The organism is Brevibacillus laterosporus (assembly GCF_030489605.1).
GTDB classification, from domain to species: Bacteria; Bacillota; Bacilli; order Brevibacillales; family Brevibacillaceae; genus Brevibacillus_B; species Brevibacillus_B laterosporus_E.
Map to the genome: position 1 here is coordinate 1 of NZ_JAUKFY010000012.1, position 25,117 is coordinate 25,117.

Annotated in this window: 25 protein-coding genes; 7 read left to right on the forward strand and 18 right to left on the reverse strand. The window is 42.0% G+C overall.

The annotated features are described in order from the left end of the window. Positions 1-166: 166 nt before the first annotated feature. The 4 genes from QZ995_RS14075 to QZ995_RS14090 all read right to left on the reverse strand — a co-directional run bounded on the left by QZ995_RS14075 (position 167) and on the right by QZ995_RS14090 (position 3,559). Complete coding sequence (locus QZ995_RS14075) at positions 167-1,579, reverse strand: DNA-binding protein (protein WP_301807946.1); 1,413 nt, start codon at positions 1,577-1,579, stop codon at positions 167-169. 251 nt (positions 1,580-1,830) lie between these two features. Continuing rightward, positions 1,831-1,965 carry a hypothetical protein gene (locus tag QZ995_RS14080; protein ID WP_301807947.1) on the reverse strand — a complete coding sequence of 45 codons (135 nt, stop codon included), beginning with the start codon at positions 1,963-1,965 and terminating at the stop codon, positions 1,831-1,833. A gap of 3 nt (positions 1,966-1,968) precedes the next feature. Beyond that, a complete protein-coding gene (locus QZ995_RS14085) occupies positions 1,969-3,267 on the reverse strand; it encodes a helix-turn-helix domain-containing protein (RefSeq protein ID WP_301807950.1) in 1,299 nt (432 codons plus the stop codon). 52 nt (positions 3,268-3,319) lie between these two features. Further along, positions 3,320-3,559: a helix-turn-helix domain-containing protein gene (locus QZ995_RS14090; RefSeq protein ID WP_003338810.1), complete on the reverse strand. Its 240-nt coding sequence runs from the start codon at positions 3,557-3,559 to the stop codon at positions 3,320-3,322. Positions 3,560-3,720: 161 nt separating this feature from the next. Between QZ995_RS14090 and QZ995_RS14095 the strand changes: the two genes are divergently transcribed. From QZ995_RS14095 to QZ995_RS14110, 4 genes are all read left to right on the forward strand, one after another. Further along, positions 3,721-4,086, forward strand: coding sequence for a helix-turn-helix domain-containing protein (locus QZ995_RS14095; RefSeq protein WP_301807962.1), 366 nt, complete (start codon positions 3,721-3,723; stop codon positions 4,084-4,086). Positions 4,087-4,505: 419 nt separating this feature from the next. Beyond that, positions 4,506-6,143 (forward strand): pyridoxal phosphate-dependent decarboxylase family protein, encoded by a 1,638-nt coding sequence (locus tag QZ995_RS14100; protein ID WP_301807964.1) that lies wholly within the window; start codon positions 4,506-4,508, stop codon positions 6,141-6,143. Between the two features lie 47 nt (positions 6,144-6,190). After that, positions 6,191-7,363 carry a pyridoxal phosphate-dependent aminotransferase gene (locus QZ995_RS14105; protein ID WP_301807966.1) on the forward strand — a complete coding sequence of 391 codons (1,173 nt, stop codon included), beginning with the start codon at positions 6,191-6,193 and terminating at the stop codon, positions 7,361-7,363. Between the two features lie 105 nt (positions 7,364-7,468). Next, positions 7,469-8,353 (forward strand): EamA family transporter, encoded by an 885-nt coding sequence (locus tag QZ995_RS14110; RefSeq protein WP_301807968.1) that lies wholly within the window; start codon positions 7,469-7,471, stop codon positions 8,351-8,353. A gap of 174 nt (positions 8,354-8,527) precedes the next feature. Here QZ995_RS14110 and ytaF read toward each other — a convergent pair whose 3' ends face one another. Beyond that, complete coding sequence (gene ytaF, locus QZ995_RS14115; protein ID WP_301807972.1) at positions 8,528-9,160, reverse strand: sporulation membrane protein YtaF; 633 nt, start codon at positions 9,158-9,160, stop codon at positions 8,528-8,530. 336 nt (positions 9,161-9,496) lie between these two features. Here ytaF and QZ995_RS14120 point away from each other — a divergent pair, with 336 nt between their 5' ends. Then, positions 9,497-9,862, forward strand: a complete 366-nt coding sequence (locus tag QZ995_RS14120) for a helix-turn-helix domain-containing protein (protein WP_003338800.1) — start codon at positions 9,497-9,499, stop codon at positions 9,860-9,862. 728 nt (positions 9,863-10,590) lie between these two features. Here the strand turns inward: QZ995_RS14120 and QZ995_RS14125 are convergent. The 8 genes from QZ995_RS14125 to QZ995_RS14160 all read right to left on the reverse strand — a co-directional run bounded on the left by QZ995_RS14125 (position 10,591) and on the right by QZ995_RS14160 (position 17,488). Continuing rightward, positions 10,591-10,821 (reverse strand): aspartyl-phosphate phosphatase Spo0E family protein, encoded by a 231-nt coding sequence (locus QZ995_RS14125; RefSeq protein WP_031412221.1) that lies wholly within the window; start codon positions 10,819-10,821, stop codon positions 10,591-10,593. A gap of 361 nt (positions 10,822-11,182) precedes the next feature. Next, positions 11,183-12,595: a DNA-binding protein gene (locus tag QZ995_RS14130; protein WP_301807980.1), complete on the reverse strand. Its 1,413-nt coding sequence runs from the start codon at positions 12,593-12,595 to the stop codon at positions 11,183-11,185. A 195-nt stretch (positions 12,596-12,790) separates the two neighbouring features. Further along, positions 12,791-13,723: a manganese-dependent inorganic pyrophosphatase gene (locus tag QZ995_RS14135; RefSeq protein WP_301807983.1), complete on the reverse strand. Its 933-nt coding sequence runs from the start codon at positions 13,721-13,723 to the stop codon at positions 12,791-12,793. 122 nt (positions 13,724-13,845) lie between these two features. Further along, positions 13,846-15,180, reverse strand: coding sequence for a CapA family protein (locus tag QZ995_RS14140; RefSeq protein WP_301807985.1), 1,335 nt, complete (start codon positions 15,178-15,180; stop codon positions 13,846-13,848). Beyond that, positions 15,181-15,474: a hypothetical protein gene (locus QZ995_RS14145; protein WP_301807988.1), complete on the reverse strand. Its 294-nt coding sequence runs from the start codon at positions 15,472-15,474 to the stop codon at positions 15,181-15,183. A gap of 2 nt (positions 15,475-15,476) precedes the next feature. Beyond that, entirely contained in the window at positions 15,477-15,884 is a 408-nt protein-coding gene (locus tag QZ995_RS14150) for an MFS transporter (RefSeq protein WP_301807990.1), read from the reverse strand. Next, positions 15,878-16,213 carry an MFS transporter gene (locus QZ995_RS14155; RefSeq protein ID WP_301807993.1) on the reverse strand — a complete coding sequence of 112 codons (336 nt, stop codon included), beginning with the start codon at positions 16,211-16,213 and terminating at the stop codon, positions 15,878-15,880. The genes QZ995_RS14150 and QZ995_RS14155 overlap by 7 nt, the downstream gene beginning before the upstream one ends. Positions 16,214-16,282: 69 nt before the next feature. Continuing rightward, on the reverse strand, positions 16,283-17,488 hold the full coding sequence (locus QZ995_RS14160) for a M20 metallopeptidase family protein (RefSeq protein ID WP_301807996.1): 1,206 nt from the start codon (positions 17,486-17,488) through the stop codon (positions 16,283-16,285). Between the two features lie 187 nt (positions 17,489-17,675). Between QZ995_RS14160 and QZ995_RS14165 the strand changes: the two genes are divergently transcribed. Then, entirely contained in the window at positions 17,676-18,251 is a 576-nt protein-coding gene (locus tag QZ995_RS14165) for a hypothetical protein (RefSeq protein ID WP_301808001.1), read from the forward strand. Positions 18,252-18,344: 93 nt separating this feature from the next. Here the strand turns inward: QZ995_RS14165 and qoxD are convergent, their stop codons facing one another. The 5 genes from qoxD to QZ995_RS14190 form a co-directional block, all read right to left on the reverse strand. Beyond that, a complete protein-coding gene (qoxD, locus tag QZ995_RS14170) occupies positions 18,345-18,629 on the reverse strand; it encodes a cytochrome aa3 quinol oxidase subunit IV (protein WP_301808004.1) in 285 nt (94 codons plus the stop codon). Further along, positions 18,626-19,228: a cytochrome aa3 quinol oxidase subunit III gene (qoxC, locus tag QZ995_RS14175; RefSeq protein WP_301808006.1), complete on the reverse strand. Its 603-nt coding sequence runs from the start codon at positions 19,226-19,228 to the stop codon at positions 18,626-18,628. The genes qoxD and qoxC overlap by 4 nt, the downstream gene beginning before the upstream one ends. Next, a complete protein-coding gene (gene qoxB, locus QZ995_RS14180) occupies positions 19,225-21,174 on the reverse strand; it encodes a cytochrome aa3 quinol oxidase subunit I (RefSeq protein ID WP_301808010.1) in 1,950 nt (649 codons plus the stop codon). Before qoxB ends, qoxC begins: the two co-directional genes overlap by 4 nt. 52 nt (positions 21,175-21,226) lie before the next feature. Next, a complete protein-coding gene (gene qoxA / locus QZ995_RS14185; RefSeq protein ID WP_301808013.1) occupies positions 21,227-22,093 on the reverse strand; it encodes a cytochrome aa3 quinol oxidase subunit II in 867 nt (288 codons plus the stop codon). 344 nt (positions 22,094-22,437) lie between these two features. Continuing rightward, positions 22,438-23,469 (reverse strand): aldo/keto reductase, encoded by a 1,032-nt coding sequence (locus tag QZ995_RS14190; protein WP_301808014.1) that lies wholly within the window; start codon positions 23,467-23,469, stop codon positions 22,438-22,440. A 176-nt stretch (positions 23,470-23,645) separates the two neighbouring features. Between QZ995_RS14190 and QZ995_RS14195 the strand changes: the two genes are divergently transcribed. Next, a complete protein-coding gene (locus QZ995_RS14195; protein WP_301808016.1) occupies positions 23,646-25,088 on the forward strand; it encodes a PLP-dependent aminotransferase family protein in 1,443 nt (480 codons plus the stop codon). Positions 25,089-25,117: the final 29 nt, after the last annotated feature.

Consider the following 25,117-nt stretch of genomic DNA (forward strand, 5'->3'; position numbering starts at 1 on the left):
GAAAAGCGTGCAGACCTCTATACCTTTCGGTATTTTGTCTACACGCTGAAGCACTCCTGATAAAAGGAGTGCTTTCCAAATGAAAAACAAGAATCAACCGCCTACGCCATGTTCATAGGGAGCTACTGAATGTTCCGCTTTTGCTACTTCTACATCTGCTGCATGACTAAACATTCCAAAAGCCATTACTAGCGATAGCAAAAATCCCCTCATTATTTCTCACCTCCTCCATCAATTTTTTATACTCTCTTTTTTGTTGTTCTGTGGCGTGATATCTGTATGCTTCAAAAAGTGTTACACATTGGATGAACTTCTTCTGATTATTCATCACGATGGATAAATCCAGACATCGTAGAGTATCTATTATTCCACTTTCAAACCGTTCATTTTGAAAATGGTAAATAGCCAGATCATATCGAAACCGGAGATGTCGATCTACGCTAATGGAGTCATGGGAATGTTCAAAGGTACGTATTTCTGCCGAAAATTTCTCTAAAAGATGATCTATTAAAAAACCATGCTGGTTGGCTGATTTCATGATTGTTACTACGCCGGTTAATATTTCAGTAGGATGATCCTCAAGGAAGGCAATGTAGTCAGCAAGAACACTTGTATTTCCCATGAGCATGTCCAAGGTATACATGTTTGCGGTAGCCCACAGATTGAATTTTTCGACCTCTTCTTGTCCAGATTCGTCAAGCAGTTCAAACCAGCTAAGATCAGCGTAGCCAGAGACATATTCCTTGGCTTGTTCGTAATGCCCTTGTTTTTCCAGAGATACTGCCTTTAACAAATATCCCTGTCCATAATAAACGACCAAATGACGCTCGGTTTTAAGCGGCTGATAGTATCGATTATTCTTTAGCTTGGAAAGCTCCTTTTGATAAACCAGAGTCGCTAATTTCCTTAATTCATCTCCGTACTTCTCCACTTCTTTCCACTTATGTAATGTAAAACATACATTAGCTAGCTGTAGAAGTGCATCCAACTGATGACGCTCAGATAATCTTTTGCGATAAGCTTCAAATCGGATAACAGCCTTCCAATTTTCCTCCATATCGGTTTCCTGCAAGGAGCGAAATAAACGATAGTGACTCATAATAAATCGGTCTGAATAGCTGTCTTTTTCGTTATCAATCACTAACTGATAAAAGTAGATTGATTCTTCCTGCCTCCCATTTTGATATAGCTGTTCGGCTACATAAAAAAGGATTTCGATGTTCTTGCGTTGCTCCAATAAGACCGAGACAACTGGCTGAATGCAGTCATGTCTGCCCAGCTCGGCACATCTAATCAGATAGGGGCATACTCTTCTCCTAGATACTCTTCCCTTTGGAAAGCATTCATCAATATACAAGTCATACAGCCAGCCAGGAGGCTCATGAAACACATTTGCAATGGAATCTAATTGTGCAACCGTTAATGTCCTGGCAGGATTTCCATTCAAAAAACCGCTTAAATGTCCATTATTGATACGAGATAACTCACTTAATTTACTCAGAGTGTAGTCATGCATTTGGAGACGACGTTCAATTTCCGTACGTATGGTTCGCGCCCTAACATGATTACGATCAATCATGTAACCACCCCTTTTACGCAATCGTATCTATTTGTAGGCTAAAGCTGTTACCTCCTGTAGACCTCGTAAATTCGATCGGACTATATTCGGCCTTGGATAGCTGGACAACGGCCGCTCTTATCTACTTAGGTTTCCGTACAGCCTATCCTCATAACCGAAACGTCCATCTGCTGCTTGCCTCTTTACACAGGAGCGCTATCTGGCAAACGCTCCTGTGTTTCGCTGATTTACAGCTTTACAAAACTCAGTTCTTAATACCCTGGATCATAATCAGATGGTTGCACCTGAAGACTTGTCCCGCTTGGTGCTGGAACCACTGAATCAGTAAGTGTGACCGTCACAAGCATTGTTACAGACATCAGAAGCATGCCTATTACTTTTTTCATAGATTACGCACCCCTACTCTGATAGTTTTCAGAAACAATCTGTTGATACACACGTTGCAATTGTTCGATTTGCTTTACCGTAATAGCCTTCGAGCAAGCTACAAAATGAGTCAAGATATCATTGATGCATTCATTCATTTCCAAAAAAGCATTTAGTTTTGCATAAACCAGCAGACTCTTGCTGTAACTCTCAAGTCCCTCATCCACATAGCCTGCCTTGATTTGATGAAATCCTTTAAACCGATAATATTTCCCTACCGATAAATGCTTGTACGGTGTTTGCAGGTTCACATACAGCCACTCTTTTTCTTGATGAAATAACTCTTCGCAGGCTTTCACATTATTGATGGTAAGGAAAATATCCAGAAGCTCATTTACCACATGAATTTTCGAAGACGGACTGCTTGTGTCTAAACACTCTTTGAGTAATGGGATTGCCAATTGATACTCTTGTCGCCTTGCATGTAAAATCGCTCTTGTTAGTAAAGTTGCCTCAGCTACAAATGAATAAGGAAGTTGTTGAAATTGCTCTAGGTGCCGCTCTACAGCTTTGTATCGCCCTAATCGTGAAAGGGAATTAATCATTGCTAGATAGCCTCTCGCTTTTAATTCGCTACTGCCCTGATCCTCTCGAATCCCTGCTTGACTAAGGTCGATACATTTTTCGTACTTCTTTAATGCGTAGGCTTGCAGGGCTAATTTGTAAAGGAAATCAATCCTTTCCTCCTGCGCCAAAAATACAATGTAATGCAACACCTCCTCTCCAATTTGAAAAGATTCTTCCAGCTTCTTCAAATCCTGCCGCTGCACCAAATAGATCTGCAACAGACCTTTAGCCAGATATTTCTGCATCCCTCTTTCCCTGGCGTAGCTTACGATGAGATTGAATAAAGTGAGACGGCTGGGAAGATCATGAACCGAACAGGAGCGCTTATACAGCTTTTCCATAAGCTCGTAACTATCCTCAGTCGGCAGTTGAATAAAACGCAGCGCTACTTTTTTAATCAGTGGGGTTTGCCGTAATGAAATGGATTTGGAGAGCAAATCAAGTAAAATCTTAGGGCGCCGTTCCACATCTGCATAATAGCCAATGACTTCTTCCCACGGAATCTGTAGGGAAACAGCTAGCGGTTTAATGGTTCGCCATTCGGGTTTGCGGGTTTCCCCACACTCTATTTTTGATATCACCCCCTTGCTGACTCCTGTCATTTTGGATAGCTGTGACAGGCTTAAATTCCTGTCCTTTCTGCGTTTTCTCATTCCTTCCCCAAACGTTTGATATTGGAAAGCCAATCCTTTCATCCATTCCCCACCTTTGTAGCTTCTACCGTTATTTCTAACGATTCTTTCGCTCTCAAGCTGTTTTAGATTGGTTCATAGATTTTATAACCGAATCCGTTAGTTTATCATCAAAAAAAATGCCTGGTTCAACGTCTAATACATTTGCGATAATCTGCAAGCGTTCTACATCAAGCCTCACCTGCCCGCACGTAATATGTCTGTATCCTTGTAATGAAAGACCTAATATTTTTGCCAAATGCGTCTTAGTGATTCCTTTTGCCCGCCTGATTCTCTCGACATTCTGATGAACCATATGTAGCACCTCGCATTCCAATTTTTAGGAGCCTATAGCAATATCATAATAACGTAACACGTTACTGTCAATGCTCTTTTTTCTTCACTTTCTCAAATTTCGTTAGTAAACTACCTTAATTCGTTAGTTGCTGATATTATTTTTGTAAAGAGGTGACGAGAATGCCGTTGATCGGTCAACGAATCAAAGAGCTGCGGAAAAAGAAAAAATGGACGCAGCAGGAATTGGCTGCTCGTGTAAACGTCTCAGCACAAGTCATTTCTAACTGGGAGAGAGCTTACACGAATCCCAATCATGATGATATTTATCGACTCTCTAAATCCTTAGACGTTTCTGCTGACTACATGCTTTTTGGCAACAAGCATACGAAGCTTGTTAAGGAAGCTTCTAGACCCTATTCTGATTTTGAAGCCTTATATTTATCCGAATTGGAACAGCTGTCAGAAGAAGATAGAAAAAAGGTGCTGGAACACATCCGTTACCTGCGCTATCTGGCAAACCAACAACAACAGGATCACGACAAATAGCTCGCATGTAATGTGCGGGCTTTTTTATTTTCAGGAGATGCCCTAGGCTTATTCCGCCTCAGATTTCTTCTCTTTTTGATACACCTCATAGACAGAGATAAGCAAAGATTCAGAAAAGTTCAATTAAAATAAATTCATTTCATTGCGGTTAAATACAAATATCGACAAATTACCCTATTTCAGGTTATATTATAAGCAATATAATTTCAAATAGTATGACCATTTGCTGTTTACTGAAATTATATGTATAGCACAATGCAAGCATTTCGTTCTTTCATCTAGCATAGGAGGGATACGACATAAGACAACAGCCTTAATGCAAACAAAAAGTATCGCTTGCGATCTTTCTTGAATCAAAATCTAAATGGTTGATTTATAAATCACAAGATAGGTAGCAGTTCCTTACTGGAGGTTTCGATATGATCAAAAACATAATGCCAGAAACAGAATTTTTACTTCCATACGAAGATAATGTAGAGACATTTTTCAATAAGACAGCCCTCCTTCAAAAACAGCTTCAGGCTACAAATCAACTAAATCCGAAATTTTCTGCCCAAGCCTTTCATTATAAGGAAGATCTAGAAAAAAGCTATATGCCGGAAACGGGAAAACATACAGAAGAGGTATTTACGAGCCTTTCTGAAATGTTTGAAGGCAGTATTCGTCCGCACTCCCCCTATTCGCTCTTTAATATGGTGCCCTCACCCTTGTTAGATACTGTAGCAGCGACAACAATGACGCAATTATATAATTCCAACAGTTTAATGGATGCCTTTGGCGGCAAAACAATATTATTTGAACAGCGCATAGCCAGAGCCATTGGCCGTTTAGTAGGCTGGGAGCAATCACATGGTATTTCTTGCAATGGTGGAAAATTAACTCTTTTCTACGCGATCAAATCAGCCATTTCCAAAATCGCTCCTGAATCAAGACGTGAGGGGATTCCCAATGATCTGGTGGTCTTAACAAATGAAGGCGCACACTATTGTGTTGAGCATGTTTGTTCCATACTTGGGTTGGGAGCAGATCAATGCATCCGCATTGGAACCACAGAGGATTGGCGCATGGATGTAACGAAACTAAAACAGGTTCTGCACGAGCAGCTCGCTAAAGGAAAGCGGATTGCCGCCGTTGTATGCTGCGGGGGAACCACGATTAACTTCGCTTGTGATGATACGAATGAGGTATATCAGTGCGTTGAGCAGGTATTTGCAGAAACGAAGCAAACCTATTTTCCCTATTTTCATTTAGATAGCGTAATTGGCTGGCTGTGGTTTACTTTTATGGGAGTAAGCGATAACGAATGGGAACAAAAAATCGAAAATGCTGAAATTCGCCGCAAAATTAAGCGAGTAGTAGAAAAGGTAAAAGGTGTTTCTCGATTTGATTCGTTTGGTGTGGATATGCACAAAAATGGTTTGTGCCCCTATTCGACAAGTTTTTTTGTTTCCAAAACGGATGAATGCTTTAACCGCTTAAATGAAGGCTCCTATACCTATGGAGATAACGACTATGAATTCGGTAATTTCCGCGCCTATCGCTATACCATCGAAAATTCTCGTCCTGCCAGCGGAATCGCCGCAGCTTGGGTGGCAATGAACCGGTTAGGAAGAGCAGGATTTCAGGAATATTTAGTCCAGCTGCATACGTTACATATGAAATTTAAGGATGCGCTTGAAAAAGTAAGCGGTATCTCTGTCATTAATGACGCTTCTTTAGGATGGGAGCTTGTGTTTCAGATTGCCTTTAATCGGATTCGCTTACATTCCTCCCACTTCGATACAAGCGAAATTGCGAAAACATTCATTCAATATTGTTGGAACGAAACCAATAAAGGACACCAGGTTCCTTTAATTAGCATTGTACCAGAATTTAAAGTGAATCCAGACGATAACATGAAGACTGCATTTTTACTTTATCCCATGTCATTATTTTCAGAGGACCATATCTCAGAGATTGTCAGTAAATTAGCCGCCTGCATCCATGAATTTGAAATGAAAGTGATTTCAGGAGAAATTGCAGTGGAGAATCGCCTCCTGGAAAAACCAATCCGCTAATTCTTTTATCAGGAAGGTTAAAAAGTGATCGGGAAAGGAGTATTTACATGGCAAGAACCTACATCCAAACCCTGCCAGAGGATGCATTTAGCTTTATTGAGGAGCAATTGCAAAGGCAAACACGCCCTGTTATTAACTTAGCCATCGGGAATCCAGACGGTTCCCCGAATCCGGAATTGATTGAAAAGCTAAAGGAATATATCTCAAATCCCAGTTATCATGGCTATGGTGATTTTACTCCAGACGTCGGGAAAAAGCTAAAAAAGGCGGCTGCCTCTTATTACGCACGCCGATTCAAAGTCAGCTTATGTGATAAAACAGAGGTTTTAGATGTATTGGGGACAAAAGAGGGAATCTATTATCTGCTGTCTGCCCTATTAGATGAAGGAGACAGCGTTCTTGTCCCCTCCCCTTCTTACAGCGTTTATACGAATTGTTTACATTTAGTAGGCGGAGTTCCTATTTATTTTCCATGTGAAAAAGAAACCTTTGTACCAGACTTATCACAAATTTCTCAGGAAGATTTGCACAAAGCCAAGGTGATGGTCCTTTGCTCGCCTGGGAATCCTACGGCAACTGTATTAACGAAAGAGTTTTTGACAGAAGCCATTGCTCTGGCAAAGGAATTTAATTTTGTGATCATCCATGATTTAGCCTATGCCGAAATCTCTTATGATGGTGTTGAAGTTCCCAGTATTCTTTCTTTACCGGGAGGAAGGGATGTCGCTGTTGAGCTATATAGCTTAAGTAAATCTTGTAATGTAGCAGGATGGCGTATTGGCTTTGCCTTAGGGAATAAGCACGTATTGCAGGGGCTTCGAACGATGAAATTCAATGTTGATTTTGGCATGTTCCTGCCCTTCCAATGTGTTGCCATAGATGCGCTTGAGCAGATGGAATACTACGCATCTGAGCAGACGAAACGCTATCAGGAGCGCATGGATTATTTTGTCCCGGAGCTGCAAAAGTTAGGCTGGGAGGTTAAAAAGTCGCCGGCATCCTTCTTTCTTTGGACAAAGATTCCTCGCGAGTATGAAGAAATGGGCGATCGGAATTTTGTAAGCTATCTCTTAGACCAAGCAGGCATTCTCCTTTCACCCGGCAGTGGATTTGGCGCTGGCGGTGCAGGATATGTGCGTATTGCACTGGTCAAGAACATCGAGGTGCTGCAAGAGGTAATTGCACGTCTGCAACAGCTAAAAGTAAGCGCAGCAACATAAGAAGGCTGACGCGGACGAGCACAGCACCGCTTAGCCGGCAGTCCGTGGCGCGGAAAGCTTTTTTCGCTTACATCCTACATTTATTCATTGATACGGAGGCTCGATTTGTTTCGTTATTCCTTTTTAGTGTTAGCAGGAGCTTGTAGCATTGGGGTATTAGCCATATTTGTAAAGTTTGCCTACCAGACGGGCTTTACATTAGGAGAGGTAATTGGCAGCCAATATCTGACCGGCTGGCTCTTACTGCTTGTCCTGACCTTATCATTTTTTCGACAGAGAGTTCCGCTGAAAAAAGCGATTGCGTTGTTTTTTGCCGGTACATCAGCCAGCTTCACCGGCATTTGTTATTATGCAGCATTGCAAACAATTCCCGCTTCTATCGGCATTGTGTTGCTTTTTCAGTTTGTCTGGATCGGTATCATTATTGAAGCCATCTCTACCAAGACATTACCGTCAAAAGAAAAAATCATTTCTGTGCTATTCTTGCTAGCCGGTACTGCTCTTTCCGGCGGCTTACTGGAGCAATCCATTCAAAGTCTGGAAATAAGCGGCATCCTTCTTGGATTATTGTCTGCTGTTTCGTTTGCTTGTTATCTTTTTGCGAGTGGAAAAGTGGCCGTGGAGGTTCCGCCTTTTCCTCGAAGTGTATTCCTGATAGCTGGCGCATTAGCACTTATACTCACGGTTTTCCCGCCAACCTTTCTCTACGATGGAGCGCTGGAAAAAGGTCTGTGGAAATATGCACTAGCCTTAGGAACCTTTAGTATTGTAATTCCTTCGATTGCTTTTTCCATTGGGATTCCAAAAATCGGCTCAGGACTTGCTACGATTTTAGCGACAGCCGAATTACCCGTTACCGTTATTTTATCTGTGCTGATTTTAAAAGAAGCGGTCTCTGCATCGCAATGGATAGGCGTAGGCTTCATTTTTGCAGGCATTGCCCTTCCGCAGCTAGCTCACTTTACAGCTCGTGCCAGATCAAGCATGTAAGCCACGACTGTAACGAAAGCTGGTTATAAGACAGTCCCCCTTCTCATAGAAAAGCATGCTTTATGCCTCTACGAGAAGGGGTTTTTAGGTTGGAATTTATAAATGATCCACAGCAAACAGCAACTGCTCTGCCGTAAGCAGTTGCTGTTTTCGTCAAACATATTTGGTAAATAGCTACAACAAAGTATTGGCAGCGATCACCAAAAGCATCGCTCCACTTATAATGGTGCCAAATTGACCTAAGCTGAAAGAAGCAATCCGGATTGAGGCTACTTTTTTTCCTAAGGCAACTCCTGCCCAGACTGTGATGAAGCTTCCTATCGCCGCAGTTATCGAAATAGCATGCGGAGATAAGCCCATTAGCCCTGCACTTAAACCATTGGTAACAGCATTTGCAGCAAGGGCTACTCCCAAAATAAACGCTTCCCCCACACCAATTTCTCCCGATTTGTCTACGTCTACCTTTTCAGGCTTTTGCAAGATGCCCTTGATGCTTCTGGTGTTCGCGCTGCCTTCGCTTGATACAGCACAAACGACTTCTTTACGAGGAAATGCCAATAAGATAATCCGTACGCCAATGACGAATAATAACAGAGCCCCTACTAGAACCGGAAGTATTCCAGGCAGGATAGCTGACAGTAGCTGACCGAAATAAATTCCAATCTCACTCAAAAGAAAGCATATACAAGCAATTACACAATTGGAAAGAAAACCGATGCGAATATTGCGTATTCCATACGATATTCCAACACCGAGATTATCGAGACTCGATGAAACAGCAAATCCTAGCACGAGAAGCCAATTCATTTTTAATTCCACTCCTAAACACTGTTTTTTGTATTGTATTAGGAATGTTGATAAAAAGTGTCATTTTGTTCCAAATCTGTTGAGAAAATATCAACACTGTTTGTTTCTTTTCGCTTCTATAATACTATTCCATGCCAATCACGTTAACGGATAATCATGTTTAGACATTTTGGCACGCTCCAAAAAAACAACTGCATTGTATCTAAAAGCTTATATCTATTCAAATAACGTAACTCGTTTTTTTAATTGTTATTTTTTGTCATTCTCTCAATTATCGTTAGTAAACTACCTAAATTCGTTAGTTCTTGCTATTATTTGGGTAAAGAGGTGACAAGAATGCCAACGATCGGACTACGAATCAAAGCTCTCCGAAAGCAGAAGAAATGGACGCAGCAGGAGTTGGCTGCACGTGTTAATGTTTCATCACAAGTGATTTCTAACTGGGAAAGATCCTATACAAATCCCAATCATGATGATATTTCCCGTCTAGCAGAAGCGCTAGAGGTATCTGCTGATTGCATTCTTTTTGACAACAGACGCCCCGGCCTGGTCAAAGAAACAGCCAGCCCTTATTCTGCATTTGAAGCACTATTTCTATCTGAATTGGATAAGCTTTCGGAAGAGGATAAACAAAAGGCACTAGAGCATGTCCGTTTTCTAGCATATCTAGCAGAACAAAAACAGAAAAATCATGATGAGTAGGGCTCGTATACTAGATACGGGCCTTTTGCTTCACCAGTCATTACTACAGGTCATACAAAATGCCCAAGACGATGTGTTGCCCGTCTTTTGTTCCAGAATTTTCTGATATATAATAGGGATGTAAATTTTTATCGTAATGATAAGTCTATTCCTTCTGCTTATCATCTACCTCCGTGTGTTGTTAAAACCAAGGTTCGGAAAAAACGATACAAGTATGCGGCTGCGGTTACTGTTTCGTAACTGGTATTTGATTGGCTAAGCTTATAGGAGCTGGAAAAATGGGTGGGGCTATGGGCCCGCAAGCATAACGCCACATATGTAAAAGAAGTGGGCGCCGACTAGGATTGGCACGGATCATTGCGGATTTTGTTTGACAAATAACTGATTGGAGCGTGAGAAAGGCGCCCATATGGTTTGGTTTCGATTTGCGGTGATGGTTCCGAAATAAGTATGGATTGTCTCGCCTCCTATGATAGACGCGTAGTTTTTGCCAACGAATGGGGGCTTGCTGGTTATCTTCTGCATAGAGGATCGGCATTCCTCATGATTTGCTTGCTGGTAGTTGCCTTGTACCTTGTCTTCATCTTTGGAGCTTAAAGTACGGCATCCGCAGCTTCTTCCCTGCAGCAGAAGGCGCACAAGATCATGCGCATGGGTACACAAACTAGACAAAGCGATAGCATAGCTTGATACGTGTTACAAAAACCGTAGACATTTGAACAGCAGCACTAGTGTTTATAGGATTTTATCCTTTTTTGCATATGGACAATATACTCATCTAGCTGTTGGCTCATCTCTAACACTGCTAGGCTTGAGAAAGTACCCTCTTTGCAGACAAGCTCAACTAATTTTTTCCTGAGATTCTCAGTATCTGTGTGGAGCTCATCCTCAGCCTGATAGCTTTGAATGCGTTTCCCGGATAAGGGATTACTGGATTTGATAGGAGCAGAGAATTTCACATTCGTTCTAGCCGTTCTTTTCCTATGGTAGAGTAGAACGTTCTCTACCTTTTTAAAGTCTTTAATATCGACCTCCTCCTTTTTAGATCAAATGTCTTATTTACACTATAACCTATTATTCCAAAAAACCCATTTTGAAAAATACTGTAAAAATAATCTATTTTACCCATTTTTTAACATAAAAAATTTTTTACTGATATTTTCCTAGAATTTTTCTTTGGTTACATGCAAAAAAAAAGCACCCTTCCTGATAGAAGGCGTGCTTTGTAGAAATAGGACAATGGGTATCTTTTATCCACCAATCCCATGATCGTATTGAATCACTCTATCTTTTGCCATTGCTTCTGCTACTGTCACCTGACTACACAACCCAAAGATCATTACCAGCGAAAGCAAAAAGACTCTCATCATTCCTTACCTCCTCCATAATTTTTTTGTACTCTTGTTTCTGTTGCTCTGTTGCGTGGTATCTATGTGCTTCAAAAAGTGTTACGCAGCGTATAAAATTCTTATGATCGTTCGTAGCAGTAGATAAAGTGAGACATCGCAGAATTTCAACTATTCCACTATGAAAACGTTCATTTTTGAACTGGTAAATAGCTAACTGATACCTGAAGCGCAGATGGCGTTCGACATTAATCGTATCTTTGTATTCATCAAAGCAGCTGATCTCGATTGAAAATTTCTCTATGATGTTGTCTATGGTAAAATTGTATTTATTTGCAGATTCAACAATGGTCACGAGACCGGCAGGAAGCTCCTTTGGGTTTTCCTCCAGAAAAGCAATATAATCTGGAAGAATATCCAATTGTCCCATAAGCAGGTCAAAGGTATATCTGTTTGCCCGGGCCCATAAGCGGAACTTCTGTACCTCCTTTTGACCGACTTCATCAAGATTGTCAAACCAGCCTAAATCAGCATAACCAGCAGCGTACTCATTTGCCTTTTTGTATAAGCCTTGCTTTTCTAAAGCTTCTGACTTTAATAAATAGGCCTGTCCATAATAGACAACCAAATGTCGCTCTGTTTTAAGAGGCTCACCTTTTCTATTACTTTTCTGCTTATTTCGTTCATTTTCGTATACTAAGGTGGCCAATTCTCTTAATTCGTCTGCATACTTCTCTACTTCTTTCCATTTATGCAAAGTAAAGCTCACATTGGCTAAATGCAATAACGCATCCAATTGGTGCCCTTCTGAGAGTCGCTTTCGAAACGGTTCAAAACGAATAACCGCTTTTCCATTTTCCTCGGCATTATTTCCAAGCAGAGCTCGAAATAAACGATATTGACTGATAACTGCCCTTTCTGAATGGCTATTTTTTTCGTTATCAACCACCAGCTGGTAAAAATAAGCGGATTCCTTCTGTTTTCCCTTATAGAAAAGCTGTTCTGCCACTGCAAAGAGAACCTCGATGTTTTTAGGGTCCTCCAACAATTGGGGGATTACCATTTGTATACAGTCATGCCTCCCTAGCTCTGCACATTGCACCAGATAGGGTCTTACTCGTCGCTTTGAAACCTTCCCTCTTTGAAAGCATTCCTCTACATACAAATCGTACAGCCATCCGGTAGGTTCTCCAAAGGCTCGTCCAATCGCATTTAATTGATCAATAGTTAATGCCCGAATAGGGTTTCCTTTCAAGAACCCACTCAAGTGCCCGGCATTGATATTAGTCAATTCACTGAGTTTACTAAGCGTGTAGTTATATGATTTGATGCGATATTCAATTTCCGACCGTATCGATCGCACCATCACATGATTACTCCCGACCATGTAAACACTCCTTTTTAACGAAATATCAATATTTTACTATATTTTACATTTATTTCAGAGAATCCGCTACTAAAATCTCAAAAAATGTAAAATTTTATATTTTTCGACAAATAAAAGAAGGCTTCCTTTCGGTGAAATCGGCCGATCCACCGCGAAGGAAGCCTTGATTTTATTGATGAGATGAGTTTTTTGGAATTACATCTTGCTGAATGCTTCTGTTAATACTGGTACAATTTGCTTCTTACGGGACACAACACCTTTTAGAAGCGCTTTGTTATCTTTCAATGGCACATTGAATGCCTGTTCGACAGCCTTTGCTGCACGACCTACCGCAAGACCAACGGAATCATTATTTAGAATATCTGTTACGACAAATAGGAACATATCTAACCCTTTTTTCTCAATGATAGAAGTGAGATGCGCTTCAATTTCAGCCTGGTTAGCTAGCACATCGTTCACATCAACTGCGTTTACCTGAGCGATTTCCACTTTGGTATTACCCATAGCGAATTCTTTTGAATCAAGAGAAATCAATTCGCTAATGGTTTTGTCGCTAAGGTCTGCACCTGCTTTTAACATTTCCAAGCCATAGCTTTGCAAATCAACGCCAGCAATCTCAGCTAGTTCATGAGCAGCTTTCACATCTTGTTCCGTGCAGGTTGGGGATTTAAGCAACAGAGTGTCAGAAATGATGGCGGAAAGCATAAGACCGGCAATCGTTTTCGTTACCTCTACACCGTTTTCTTTATACATTTTATTTAAAATAGTAGTCGTGCATCCAACCGGCTCAGCACGGAAATACAATGGATGGTTTGTCTCAAAGTTAGCGATACGGTGATGATCAATAACCTCAACCACGCGAACCTGATCGATGTCGTTGGCGCTTTGTTGACGCTCATTGTGGTCTACTAGGATTACATCTTGAACTTCTGTCGCTACTGTTTCTACTAAGCGAGGAGCCTCCACATTAAAATATTTAAGCACAAATTCTGTTTCCCCGTTCATGTTTCCTAAACGAACAGGCTCCACGTTTGCTCCCAATTTTGTTTTTAAATCTGCATAAACCAAAGCTGAACAAATCGTATCTGTGTCTGGGTTTTTATGTCCAAAAATTAATGTTTTTTCCATAATCGTTCTCCTTATTCGGTGTTTTAGATAAAATGATCATAGCATAGGAGTTATGATCCTCTCCCTTTTCATTATAAATATAAAATACATGTTTTTGAATCCTTCTGTAAAACTTTACACTTTTATTCCAATCTTTTTGGTGTGATATGTACGACTCCAATCCCATCGAAAACCTGAATCTCTGTTCCATATGGCTTTGATAGCTCTGCCACTCGTTTTACAATAGCTTCATTCCTGCTTAGCTTGGGAAACCCATTCTGATGGCGTTTTTTGCCGCATCCGAGTTCAATGGGGTACAAGGTAATTTCTTTTATTTGACCGTTCTCCATGTTCCATGAGGCGATGACAGACTCCATAACCTCAGGAATCGTCAGCAAGCCTTTTGTCCCCCGGTCGGTTTTCGCATCCATGGCCTGCATAATGGTCATGTCAGGCGGGAGTTGATTAGCATCATAAAATTCCTGTGGTAAAACTTCCAGCGTTTCATCCTGAAAAATAAAATTGCTTAGGCTATAAAAAATCGGTCGATTTTGATAAATCTCGATACCTCGTAACGTGTGCGGACCATGCCCGACTACCGCGTGGGCCCCAGCATCAATGAACATGCGACAAGCTATCTCTACAAAATCAGCCGGAAGCTGCTTATTTGTCCCTTTCATTTCATGAGAGTGAAAGCTTACGATAACATAATCCGCTTGACGTGAAGCATCGTCAATGCTGGCCTCCAGGCGTTTCATATCCTGCTCATGCGGCATTGTAAGCAACTTCTCTTTTTCCCCTGCATAAAAAATAGCCGGATATCCATACATATCATAGCCAAATGCTAAGACTCCCTTTGGCAAGGGGGACAAAAATGCCTCTTCCACCAGCATTTCGTATAAAGCATTTACCTCCGTCTGACTAGCGATTCGTTTCAATACCTCAAAATCAGCTTGCGAAACCAAATGTTTTTTCACATGCCTCAGTCCATTTACACCCGGTCGGCCTTTCCCGTCACGGCGCTGTTCGGAAGCAAGATGGGTTTGATGGAAGGATGAAGTCACAGAGATGAGCGCCGCTCGACCGGCAGGGGTATCCAAATAAACAGGTCGACCAGCTTCAAACAGATTTGCCCCCATGCCCGTGTGCAATATTCCTGCTTCCCGCAAATATTTGTTGGTAAGTAGCAGGCCATCGTGACTAAAATCCATGGAATGATTGTTGGCTGTTCCCACCAAATTAAAGCCGTATGCGACTAAATCCTTTAATCGATCAGGAGTTGTTTGCACATGAGTACCGCCAGAAATCGCATTAGGGGTACCTTCATTGTAAGAAACATGCATCTCTAGGTTGGTCAGGCGCACATCTGCTTGACCAATCAGCTTTGCAATCTCTTGAAAGCTATGCTCTTGATAGCTCGGCACCCGTCTGGTCTGAAGATAATCTCCTGTAGCTACGAAGGTCATGATTGAATTCAATTACTTTCCCTCCCCATTAGCGCTGTGAGATAATCGGGCCTGCTCCTTACGTTTTACAAATAAAAGGAACAGACAACCGCTAGTAACATAAATAAAAGCATTCAGAAGTAGGACCTGATGAAATCCATTCGTTAGATTAGCTCCGCAAGCTTCAACGATGGCTCCTGTCACAAGCGGAGAAATCATTCCTGCCAACGTAACTAGGCCAGACATGACTCCCATGATTAAACCTGTTCGCTCAGGTAACAGCGTACTTCCAATCACAGAAGCAAGACTGCCTGCTGTTGTCGTCAAGCCTATTCCAAGACAAAGGTTACACCCCACATCTGTGCAAAGTAGAGCAGAAAGGAAAATAAGAAGTCTTTTGAAAATAAGGTGTGTCGAACATCAGACCAATGCAAGGAGGAGGATTTCTTGGCGGACTGGATTATGGGAATTTGTACAGAATGGCTCTTTGAGGATACAGGATTTTTAGACACATCTATCTGATCCGGGTGCTCTTTTCCACCTACCAGCCAGAAAATGACCCAGACGAGGCTTACAGCTCCCAATGCAGCCCAAGCCCATCTGAATCCCCAGTGTTCTATAGAAGTTACCAAAGCAGGGGTAAACAAACTAGAACCAATGGACGCCCCCAGAGTTAACAAGGCAAAAATAAAGCCTCGCCGCTCTGCTCCGAAACCACTTGCTAATATGACTAACAATAACGGGCCATGTAGGGTTCTCCAATTCCTAGCAACACTCTCGCCATTATTAAGATAGGTAAGCTTGTAATGACAAGAAAGCCAGCCTGTATAACCGTCCAGCAAATCGCCAGGATTATCAGCATCTTTTTCGTGCCGATTCTGTCAGATATCCCCGCCCCAATGACACCAGCAACAGCAAAAAACCAGAAAAAACTGCTACCTACCAATCCCCATTCTGTTGGGCTAAGCGTCATCTCCTGAATAATTTGGGTAGCGGAATATCCAGCATTCGATTCATCCAGATAGTTAATCATGTATAAAACAAATAGAACACTACCGTTACCCATGCCATCAAAAGACTCCTCCTACACTTTTCTCTGGTCCCTTCGTGCTCTTCAGATTGTTGTGACTATTCCTCAGGCTTCGTCAGAAATAACGAAATGCTCAGCAAGTAAGCCCAAAAATAGCTTGCCGATCTGTAGCATCGAGCGTTCATCCACATCAAACATTGGATGATGGTGCGGATATGTAGCATTTATTTCACTATTACCGCCTCCTACACCGATAAAATTCCCCGGTGTTTTTTGTAAATAATAAGCAAAATCCTCCCCGCCCATCTGTGGCGGAACACGGAGAACTCGTTCATTCCCGACTAGCTGCTTCGCGATCGCCTCCACCCTCTTAGTCTCTGCTGGATCATTCCACACAGACGGATAGCCTCTGCGGTACGCAAATTGCGCAGTAGCGCCAGCCCCTTCAACCGTATGCTGGACGATCTTCTGCATAGCTTGTTCGATACCGGTACGGGTTTCCTCACTAAATGTTCGCACTGTTCCCAGGATCTGTGCAGTGTCTGGAATTACATTGTAAGTAGCGCCGCTTTGAAAGGAGCCTATCGTTAATACAGCAGGTTGCAGAGGATCTACACGTCTGCTTACCACTTGCTGCAAATTCAAGATAAGCTGGCTGCCAATCACTATGGGGTCAACAGACTCATGAGGACTTGCACCATGTCCGCCTTTGCCCCGAATTTCAATTTGAAATTCATCGCCTGCGGCCAGCATATATCCTTCCTGTACGCCAATCACTCCCAGTGGCAGCCCAGAGAATACATGGGCCCCATAAATAACATCCACTCCATTCAGGCAGCCATCCTCTATCATCGAGATCGCCCCGCCTGGGACTAATTCCTCTGCATGCTGAAAGATCAGAACCACCGTTCCACTAAATTCTTGCTCATACTCTTTTATTATCTTAGCTGTTCCCAACAAAGCCGCTGTATGTATATCATGACCACATGCATGCATGACTCCAGGAACCCTTGATTTATATTCCACCTGCTTCTCATCCTGAATCGGGAGCGCATCAAAATCGGCTCGAAACGCCACCGTTTTGCCTTGCTCTTCTGGACTCTTCTGTTTTTTCCCATAAATCTTAGCAACGATTCCCCGACCACCAACCCCTTCCTGTACCTCAATACCAAGCTTTCTCAAATAAGCTGCTATTTTTCTCGGCGTCTCCACCTCTTGAAAAGACAGCTCAGGATACATATGAAAATCCCGACGCAAGTCGACCATTTCTGAATACAGTTCTTCTAATTTGGTGCATGCCTGATGTAGCATCGGCTCTCCTCCTTTTTTAAAAAATACGCTATATTTTATCAGAATTATCAATTATTGCCTATTGTACTTTCTGTATGGATGCATCGCAAGGAAAGAAGTAGCAACATAGTATTGCGATACTTATTGTTTATTCCCAATATGTACGATAGTCTTGAAAGGAAAGATCATCACCCAAGGAGGTACATCTATGAAAAAAATTGTAGTTGCATTGTTTGCCCTTATGCTTCTGTTAACTGCTTGCGACCCCCTCCGTTCTACCGAAAATGACCCTATTTCGCAACAGGACATGATTTCTCTTTTACAGCCTAAACTAGAAAAAGCATCTACCTATGAAAAATTTACTCGCGTTTATGCCAAAGAAGCAGCAGGGGGGGAAAAAATTGCTACCATCACAAAAGATGGTGTAGAAACAGAAAATACCGCCGCGGCTAAGGATATGATTGTGAAAAACCAAACCGAAGCTAAAGAGATGTACATTTTAAAGCCGGACAAGTTCGCGAAAAGATATAAACAAATCGGGGAAGCAAAAGACGGATTTAAAGAGTATCAAGCAATCGGGGAAATCAAAGCGATTGAAGTGACCTCGGACCTGCTAAAAGAAGCCAATATCCCGACCAAGGAATTTTATTTTCTTGCAGCTTGGAAAGAGAAAATGATCGTTAAGGAAGGCGACTATCTCGTATCGCCGTTGGACTATTCAGAAGTATACCGCATCGCTAAAAAAGAGTTTTTCGAGACCTATCGATTGAAGGAAAAGCAGTAAGGCATTACAAATCACCCAACCTCGTGTGCAAGGAGAAAAAGGAGCCCGATCATGAAGAGTGGGCTCCTTTTTTCTTTTTTGATTACGAACAGATCACTGGTACCCCCAGATCATGCATAGCAAAGTTCCAAAGACTGTAACAAGCGCTATAAATAATGCGTAATAGAGATTGGTATAGATTGATATTTTATCTCCTGTCTCGCCTGTGTGCATAAAGACAACGAGCTGAACGGCAGCTTGAATGAACGCTGTTACCAGCAGAATGGTCATCCCAGCTGCAAATGACATGCTGAAGAAATACACTGTCAGGGCTAATGCAGTAAGAATCAGCGACAAACCAAAGCCGATTACTTGTTTGCGAGGGAATAATTCTCTCATGTTGCCATCATTCCTTTCAGATAGACGAAGCTAAAAATGAAGATCCACACAACGTCTAGGAAATGCCAGTACAGTGAGAAAATGAATGATTTATTCGCTGTTTGAGGAGTCAATCCTCGCTTTCTGACCTGCATGATGATAAATAATCCCCAAATTAATCCAAAAGAAACGTGGGCTCCATGAGTTCCCAATGTTGTTAATAAAATCGCTGTAAATGCGCTGGTTTGCAAGCCTGCTCCAATGTGGCCGTAATGAAGAAACTCGTAGATTTCAACACCTAAAAATCCAAGCCCAAGCAACAAGGTGATCGCAAAAAATGTAAGCATTGCTTTTTTGTTGCCGATACGCATGGCATGAATGCCAAGACCGATGATAAAGCTACTTGTTAAAAGCAGAATCGTTTCAACCAGTACGGGAGTAATTTTGAAAATTTCGGCTCCAGTAGGGCCGTTGCCAGTACGATCAACCAGGGTGAAATAAGAAGCAAACAGCGTTCCAAACAGTACAATCTCAGCTCCCAAGAAAATCCAGAATCCTAGAATGTTCAAGGAGTTTTGTTCAGTACTGTACTCAAGCGGTAGCGAGTGATCTATTTTCATTTTATTGCACCTCGCAATCTATTTTCGGTCTCTTCTATTTCTTCAACCGAGATGTAATAACCGTCATCCTGCTCAAACGATCGGTGACTCAGGCAAATAAAAATTCCAATGGTTGCAAGGATTACAACATTCCACACAGAAAAGACAAAGGCAAAGCCCCATACAAAAAAGATACAGCTCAAAATAAACGGAGCACCGCTGTTATTTCGCATATGAATCTTTTTATAGGTACCTGGAAACAGGCAACGGCCTTTTTTCTTAGCATCCCAGAATGCTTCTATTGAATGAGTTTGCGGTGTAATAGCAAAGTTATACGCTGGTACGGGATTATGAGTTGCCCATTCAAGAGAACGTGCATCCCATGGGTCGGCCTCTATATTTCTTGGAGCAAAGCGAATACTCCAGTACATGTTATAAACAAGCAGCACAAAGCCCACTAGCAGGCCTAGTGCTCCAATGAACGAAATAAAGTTCAAGGGTCCAAAGCCTGTTGATTCAGAATAGGTGTACATACGTCGAGCCTGTCCATCTAAACCAGAGAGAAACATCGGGAAAAATGCCACGTTAAAGCTAATGGCGATCACCCAGAACGCCCACTTACCAATCCTTTCATGCAGCATAAAACCAAACATTTTTGGCCACCAGTAAGTAAGACCAGCAATCATGGCAAATACAACACCAGGTATGATGACATAATGGAAGTGAGCTACTAAAAACATCGTATTATGATATTGGTAGTCGGCTGCTGACATCCCAAGCATAACCCCAGTTACCCCGCCAATTAAGAAAATCGGGATAAAGCCTAAAGAATAAAGCATCGGAACAGTGAAAACAATTTTGCCCCGCCAGAGAGTGAATAGCCAGTTAAATATTTTAATCCCCGTAGGAACAGCTATGGCCATTGTTGTAATGGAGAAGATACTGTTTGTTAACGCTCCCTGTCCCATTGTGAAGAAATGGTGTGTCCAAACTAAAAAGGAAAGCAGAGAGATGATCACCATAGAAGCAACCATTGATTTGTAACCATACAGATTGCGGCGTGCAAAGGTTGAAATAATCTCACTGTATACACCGAACGCGGGAAGTACTAGGATATAAACCTCAGGATGTCCCCACACCCAAAATAAATTCGCCCAAAGCATATCCATGCCGCCATTCGTCGATGCGAAGAAGTGTGTTCCGAATAGCCGATCCATTGTCATCATGATCAGTGCCACAGTTAATACAGGAAATGCAAATACTACGATTACGTTCGTAACGAAAGCAGACCATGTAAACATAGGCATTTTCATAAGGGTGATACCAGGTGCTCTCATTTTAAGAATCGTAGTGATAAAGTTAATACCGGATATCAAGGTACCAAGTCCAGAGATTTGAAGTGCTAGCGCATAATAGTTAGTACCAACCGATGGACTAAATTCATTACCTGCCAGCGGAAAATAAGCAGACCAGCCTGCATCCGGGGAACCTCCAATGACAAACGAAATGTTAAATAGCATCGCACCCATAAAAAACAGCCAAAAGCTCAGTGCATTCAACCTTGGGAACGCTACGTCACGAGCTCCGATTTGCAGGGGGACGACAAAGTTCATTAATGCATAAATGAATGGCATTGCCATAAAGATGAGCATCACAGTCCCATGTGTTGTAAATATTTCATTATAGTGCTGAGCATCGAGCAAGGTATTCTCTGGTACGGCTGTCTGAGCACGCATCATAATCGCATCAGCGCCACCTCTAAATAGCATCAACAAAGCCGATATGAGATACATAATGCCGATCCGTTTGTGGTCTACCGTTGTTAACCATTCCCGCCAGAGATAGCCCCATTTTTTATAATAGGTCAGCACTCCGATGATCCCGAGCATAGTCAGAATAATGGCAACCACCGATGCATAAATCGCAGGACTGGGATGAGGAACGGCGAATTTCGTAAAGTAATCCATACTATTGTGGCTCCTTTTTGAAAATAATTGTCTTATGGAAAAACGTAGGAAACTACTCGTCCCGAGCTGTACCATGATGGTGGTGATGACCGCCATTTGCACCTTCTGGAGCTGGTTTAAACTCTAAATGTGTTCCCGTATAGGTGGATTGTCCAACATGACCCGTCTCTAGTAATGTATTGAATTTTTGTTCCGTCAGAGGTTCGGCCGTTTTTTTCACCTCTTCCACCCATTTCTCATATTTCGCTACAGTCATTGCCTCGACATTGAATGTATTTTCAGCAAAGCCTTTGCCGCTAAAATTTGCATTTCGCCCCATATAATCACCTGGTACATCAGCGGCTAGATGTAAGGTTGTTACCATGTCTGCCATGGCATATTTTTGTCCTCCAAGTTGCGGAACCCAGAAACTGGTAATCGGCCCATAGGAATAAAGCTTAAATTCAATAGGTCGGTTTATTGGGATACGCAGGTAATTGACCGTTTCAATATTTTCTTGTGGATAGCTAAAATGCCACTTCCAATTAGAGCTTGAAGCATAAATAACTAACGGTTTTTTATCCTCATATCCCTGTGGTCTTGACTCTACAATATAATTGCTTTTCACAGAGATCACAGAAAGAATAATGACGATGAGTACTGGAATCCCCACGCAAACCATTTCTACAACCAGACTCCCTTCTATATAGGGAGGCTCATATTCTTCTTTTTGTTTGGAGGCTCGATATTTGGTGACCATAAATACGAAAAGAGCAATAACTACAACGACAATAAACAACATCGTCCAAATGGAGATCATAATTACGTCAGCTTGTGTTTGGGCTTGAGGTCCTTTTGGGTCTAAAACCAATAATCTGTCACCACAGCCCGTAAGCAATGAAATCGCAGCGAAAATGAAAGTATAAAGAGCCCATTTCATTTTTTATCGATTACCCCTTTCTTGTTGATTTTTAAAATTGATAACCGCCAATCCACATTCCTATCCTAATGAACGATCCTTAAAAAGTCGCCATCCAATCTGAAACCATTTCTCTCATCCATGTTCAACACTTTGCAACAATACCGACAAGAAATAGTCACAAAATTAACCTTTAACGGTAATACACAACACAAAAAAGCCTCAAAGACAGACATAGGAGAGCTCTCGTCAATCTTTGAGACTTGTTTTTTAGCTATATGATCATTTTGACAGATGTAGTCCGACCATCGCCATGTAGCGCCGCAACGTGTGCCGGGAGAGGCAACGTGAAAAAAATAAGTACCCTACTGTTTAGGAGCCGGCTTACTATTAGAATCGGATAGAGGTTGGCGTAAACGCTCGCCATATCCATTTACCCAGAGAAGCTCCAATTGCTCGTATTCTTCCTTGGAAAGTGGAGTAGTCTTTGAAGCTAGTGCAAACTCTCTTAGTTGCTCCTCACTCGTAATATTTGGTATTACAGAGAGAACAGAGGAGTGATAGAGTGAAAACTGGATCGCCAGTTGTCCCAATGTACGCTTTTCATGATCAAATATCCCTTTAGCCTTTAATTCATTCACTACTTCATTGCCCGCTCTCATCCACTCCACGGGACGATGGGCTCTGTGGTCTGATTTACTGAAATGCTGATTGGGATCATATGTGCCATCCAACAGTCCGGAAGCATGAGGAATGCGTATGATTAATGTCCGTGCCTCTTCTGCTGCCACCTGCAATAGGTCCCTAGCCGGCTCCTGCTCAACTATATTGTTGATGACTTGCACCGCTTCATATCCTCTTTTCCATGCCTCCAAGGATTCATTTTTCCAGCCTAGATCGGGCCCCATCGCCGTTCCATAATGACGGATTTTCCCTTGCGCTTTTAATTGTTCCAGAGCTTCTATGATCTCATCGTTTTGGATTGCCTCCATCCGCGGATTGTGAAGCTGGTAATAATCAATATAATCTGTGCGAAGTCGTTTCAAGCTCTGTTCACAGGCTAGCATAATATGCTTCGTAGACCAGTTTTGTGGAAGCTCTGCGTGCCCTTTTCTCTCCCCCGTATTTTGGTAGATATCATATCCAAATTTAGTAGCTATAAATATCCTGTCACGCACATTCCCTAATGTCTTTGCAATGATTTCTTCACCATAGCCGTCACCATAGACATCTGCCGTATCAAAAAAGGTGATTCCATAATCTTGGTAGGCAGACTGAAGAAGTCTCTCCCCCACACCTCGATCAGTTACCCCCCACCATTTGGTCGCTACCGTCCATACCCCAAAGCCAATTTCAGATACTAGAGAATCTGTACCCGGAAACTTGCGATATTTCATAATCTTCTCTCCCCTCAGCATGCCTGATAATTGTAAGAATAGGTATAATATGTTTTAGTAACATGAAGAGCTATTTTTTCATTATAAAAACGTATGATCTGAAAGGAACCGTCCAGTCCCGTCCTATTATGACCATCCACTACGCCTAAATGATTTGAAAGGAAGTGAAATCTTGCATGGAATGGCAGCCCAATCGTAAAAGTCGAATCCCAATATATAAGCAAATTTCACAATATCTTGAACAGCGTATTGCGAATGGAGAATATCCTTCAGGTACAATTCTTCCTTCCGAACGCTTACTTTCCAAGGAATTAGATGTAAATCGTTCGACAATTGTAGCTGCTTATGAAGAATTGCGCGCCTCCGGTATTGTGGAAAGCTTACGGGGGAAAGGGACGATTGTAAGCCGGGATATCTGGGGAGCATCTCGCAAGCGCATTCCAAACTGGGAGAAACTGATTGAAACAGGGTCATTTCTTCCAAACACAGCAATGATGCGTTCGATACGAAAAGAGACTTTTGGTCTTGATTTGATCGATCTGGCAAGCGGGGAGCTATCACCTGATTTGTCTGCTTCCTCCTATTTTCAAAGCATCATGTCCAATGAAACCTTCACTTATCACGTAGGTTATGACCATCCACAGGGTAATCTGAAGCTACGTGAAACCATCGCTTTACACTTAAAGGAATCGCGGAATATCTCTGCAACACCTTCATCTATATTAATTACTTCCGGGGCCCAGCAGGCTCTGTACCTGATTGTTCAGTGTTTATTGCAGCCAGGCGATGCAGTTGCAATTGAAGACCCCTCCTATTGCTATTCTTTGCCATTATTTAAATCAGCAGGACTAAGAACCTTCCTATTGCCTGTTGATGATAGCGGGATTAATCCAGATGATATTGTAGAGTTGCATAAACAGCATCGTATAAAGATGGTCTTTCTTAACCCCAATTTTCAAAATCCGAATGGGTCTTATTTAAGCTTAGAGCGTAGAAAGCGGGTTCTAGAAATCTCCTCTGACTTAGGCATCCCGATCATTGAGGATGATCCGTACAGTCTAACAGCTTTTGATAACACACAAGCTACAACATTAAAATCGCTGGATGAAAATGGTACGGTTCTCTATGTCAGTTCCTTAAGTAAAATTGTTGCATCTGGTCTGCGCATTGGCTGGATATTTGGCCCGCAAACCGTTATTGAACGTTTAGCAGACGCCAAACAGCAAATCGATTTTGGGCATAGCATTATACCGGAATGGATTGCAACCAAGTTTTTATCGTCCGAGGATTTCCCTGCCCATTTACGTAAGCTGCGGAATTTACTCGCGATTAACAAGGATAAAATGACGTTTTCCTTATATGATCAGCTTGAGGATCAGGTAGAGTTTCTGGCACCTGAGGGCGGGATTCATATTTGGTGCAGGATAAAGGAGAATGTTAACGAGCAACAATTAGTCAAGGAGGCGGTCAAACAAGGGGTTGTGTATGTTCCAGGAAGTGTATTCGGTACACAAAAGGGCTATGTTCGCTTTACGTTTGGTCGCGTGATGGATGACCAGATTCATGAGGCTATCTCTCGTTTTTCAACCGCCTTACATAATGTTAAAAAAGGTACATAATAAATTAGATAACGTCTGCTTTCTTCCAT

Coding starts and splice junctions, on each gene's coding strand:
- QZ995_RS14075 (WP_301807946.1), bottom strand. CDS start 1,579: ATGATTGATCGTAATCATGTTAGGGCGCGAACCATACGTACGGAAATT.
- QZ995_RS14080 (WP_301807947.1), bottom strand. CDS start 1,965: ATGAAAAAAGTAATAGGCATGCTTCTGATGTCTGTAACAATGCTTGTG.
- QZ995_RS14085 (WP_301807950.1), bottom strand. CDS start 3,267: ATGAAAGGATTGGCTTTCCAATATCAAACGTTTGGGGAAGGAATGAGA.
- QZ995_RS14090 (WP_003338810.1), bottom strand. CDS start 3,559: ATGGTTCATCAGAATGTCGAGAGAATCAGGCGGGCAAAAGGAATCACT.
- QZ995_RS14095 (WP_301807962.1), top strand. CDS start 3,721: ATGCCGTTGATCGGTCAACGAATCAAAGAGCTGCGGAAAAAGAAAAAA.
- QZ995_RS14100 (WP_301807964.1), top strand. CDS start 4,506: ATGATCAAAAACATAATGCCAGAAACAGAATTTTTACTTCCATACGAA.
- QZ995_RS14105 (WP_301807966.1), top strand. CDS start 6,191: ATGGCAAGAACCTACATCCAAACCCTGCCAGAGGATGCATTTAGCTTT.
- ytaF (WP_301807972.1), bottom strand. CDS start 9,160: ATGAATTGGCTTCTCGTGCTAGGATTTGCTGTTTCATCGAGTCTCGAT.
- QZ995_RS14120 (WP_003338800.1), top strand. CDS start 9,497: ATGCCAACGATCGGACTACGAATCAAAGCTCTCCGAAAGCAGAAGAAA.
- QZ995_RS14130 (WP_301807980.1), bottom strand. CDS start 12,595: ATGGTCGGGAGTAATCATGTGATGGTGCGATCGATACGGTCGGAAATT.
- QZ995_RS14135 (WP_301807983.1), bottom strand. CDS start 13,723: ATGGAAAAAACATTAATTTTTGGACATAAAAACCCAGACACAGATACG.
- QZ995_RS14155 (WP_301807993.1), bottom strand. CDS start 16,213: ATGGGTAACGGTAGTGTTCTATTTGTTTTATACATGATTAACTATCTG.
- QZ995_RS14160 (WP_301807996.1), bottom strand. CDS start 17,488: ATGCTACATCAGGCATGCACCAAATTAGAAGAACTGTATTCAGAAATG.
- QZ995_RS14165 (WP_301808001.1), top strand. CDS start 17,676: ATGAAAAAAATTGTAGTTGCATTGTTTGCCCTTATGCTTCTGTTAACT.
- qoxD (WP_301808004.1), bottom strand. CDS start 18,629: ATGAGAGAATTATTCCCTCGCAAACAAGTAATCGGCTTTGGTTTGTCG.
- qoxC (WP_301808006.1), bottom strand. CDS start 19,228: ATGAAAATAGATCACTCGCTACCGCTTGAGTACAGTACTGAACAAAAC.
- qoxB (WP_301808010.1), bottom strand. CDS start 21,174: ATGGATTACTTTACGAAATTCGCCGTTCCTCATCCCAGTCCTGCGATT.
- qoxA (WP_301808013.1), bottom strand. CDS start 22,093: ATGAAATGGGCTCTTTATACTTTCATTTTCGCTGCGATTTCATTGCTT.
- QZ995_RS14190 (WP_301808014.1), bottom strand. CDS start 23,469: ATGAAATATCGCAAGTTTCCGGGTACAGATTCTCTAGTATCTGAAATT.
- QZ995_RS14195 (WP_301808016.1), top strand. CDS start 23,646: ATGGAATGGCAGCCCAATCGTAAAAGTCGAATCCCAATATATAAGCAA.